2 protein-coding genes are annotated in these 1979 nt (G+C 47.0%); both read right to left on the bottom strand.

All coding sequences use genetic code 11. From position 1 onward, the window contains the following. Positions 1-110: 110 nt before the first annotated feature. Positions 111-917: a pyruvate formate lyase 1-activating protein gene (pflA, locus tag ACTHUE_RS17020; protein ID WP_107791856.1), complete on the bottom strand. Its 807-nt coding sequence runs from the start codon at positions 915-917 to the stop codon at positions 111-113. Between the two features lie 139 nt (positions 918-1056). Beyond that, the coding region (locus tag ACTHUE_RS17015) for a pyruvate formate lyase family protein (protein ID WP_440403014.1) at positions 1057-1979 on the bottom strand (923 nt) is incomplete at its 5' end.

Here is a 1979-nt window from a genome sequence, read left to right as displayed (position 1 = left end):
TATCAGAAGTTGTCGCCAAGGTTCTGACTGCATTGAACGCTTAAGTCTTTTTCAATCATGAAAAGGCCGTCTGAAACTGATTATTTCGTTTCAGACGGCCTTTTTTTGTTTTAATAAATAATGTTTTTTCCGTAACTCTCTAATATTTCTTTGATTTTCAAAATGGTTTCTTTAGGCGGCGGATGTACGCCTTTTAATTTGTATTCGTCGCCGCACAAAGCCCATTTGTGGGCGCCCAATTCGTGATACGGCAAAAGCTCGACCATTTCGACATTATCCATATCACCGATAAACTCGCCCAATAAATGCGCTGAACGCTCATCATCAGTGTAGCCTGGAACAACCACATAACGTACACGCGTCGGCTGATTGCGTTCGGCAAGATAGCGCGCGAATTTCAGCGTTTTGGTATTAGGGATACCGACAAGCACTTTATGAATTTCAGGATCGATTTGTTTTAAGTCGAGCATGACTAAATTGGTATGATCGAGCAAATCATCCAAAATCGAGTCATAGTGCAAAGCATAGCCATTGCTGTCGAGACAGGTATGGATATCGTGTTCCCGACAGGCCGTAAACCAATCGCGCACAAATTCATATTGCAATAACGGCTCGCCGCCGGTTGCCGTTACGCCTCCTCCTGTCGCGCGTAAATAATGGCGATAGGTCATAACCTGCTTCATCACGGTTGCCACATCCAATTCCTGCGCCTGCTCGGTATGCAAATCCCAAGTATCGCGATTATGGCAATACAGGCAGCGCATCAGGCAACCTTGCAAAAAGAGCACGTAGCGCAAACCCGGACCATCGACAGCGCCGCAAGATTCAATAGAATGAATAATGCCTTTGCCGTTATAGTGACGGTGGCCAAGGTTTTTCAGTTCCGGCTCGGGGATAATGGCAAAAGTCGTGGACATAGTGTTCGGCTCAAAAATGTTTTTGCTTATGTGGATTGTACGATAATAAAGGCCGTCTGAACATTTCAGACGGCCTTGGAGCTTTGTTTCAAAACAAACCAAATGCAAATTTAGCTTCCGGTTTGTTTTTCCACCCGAATTACATGGTTTCTGTGAATGTACGGGTAATCACGTCAAGCTGTTGTTCGCGGGTCAGCGAGTTGAAGCGAACCGCATAACCGGACACACGAATGGTCAACTGCGGATATTTCTCCGGATGGTGCATCGCATCTTCCAAAGTCTCGCGATTCAATACGTTGACGTTCAAGTGTTGACCGCCTTCCAAAATACCGTCTTCATGGTGGAAATAACCGTCCATCAAACCGGCAAGGTTACGTTCGCGAGAATGCTCGTCTTTACCCAACGCGCCAGGAATAATGGAGAAGGTATAGGAAATACCGTCTTTGGCAAACTCAAATGGCAGTTTGGCTACGGAAGTCAATGAAGCGACTGCACCGTTGACGTCACGGCCGTGCATTGGGTTTGCACCCGGACCAAACGGAGCGCCTGCACGGCGGCCGTCTGGAGTATTACCGGTTTTCTTACCGTAAACAACGTTGGAAGTAATGGTCAACACAGACTGAGTCGGAGTGGCATTGCGGTAAGTTTTGTGGGTAGCCACTTTTTTCATGAAGCGTTCCACCAAGTCGCAGGCGATGTCGTCCACACGGTCGTCGTTGTTACCAAATTGTGGGTATTCGCCTTCAATTTCGAAGTCAACGGCAATGCCATTTTCATCACGAATCGGTTTTACTTTGGCGTATTTAATGGCAGACAAAGAGTCGGCAGCCACAGACAGACCGGCAATACCGCAAGCCATCGTACGGATCACATCACGGTCATGCAATGCCATCAATGCAGCTTCGTAGCTGTATTTGTCGTGCATGTAGTGAATGATGTTCAGCGCGGTAACGTATTGGGTTGCCAACCAATCCATGAATTTGTCCATGCGCTCAAAGACAGTGTCGTAGTCCAAAACTTCGTCCATAATCGGCTCGGTTTTCGGACCAACTTGCTCTTTAG

Source organism: Neisseria sp. P0021.S005 (assembly GCF_051956955.1).
Note: the sequence above shows the minus strand (reverse complement) of the source record. Positions and strands in the feature narration are given on the sequence as shown.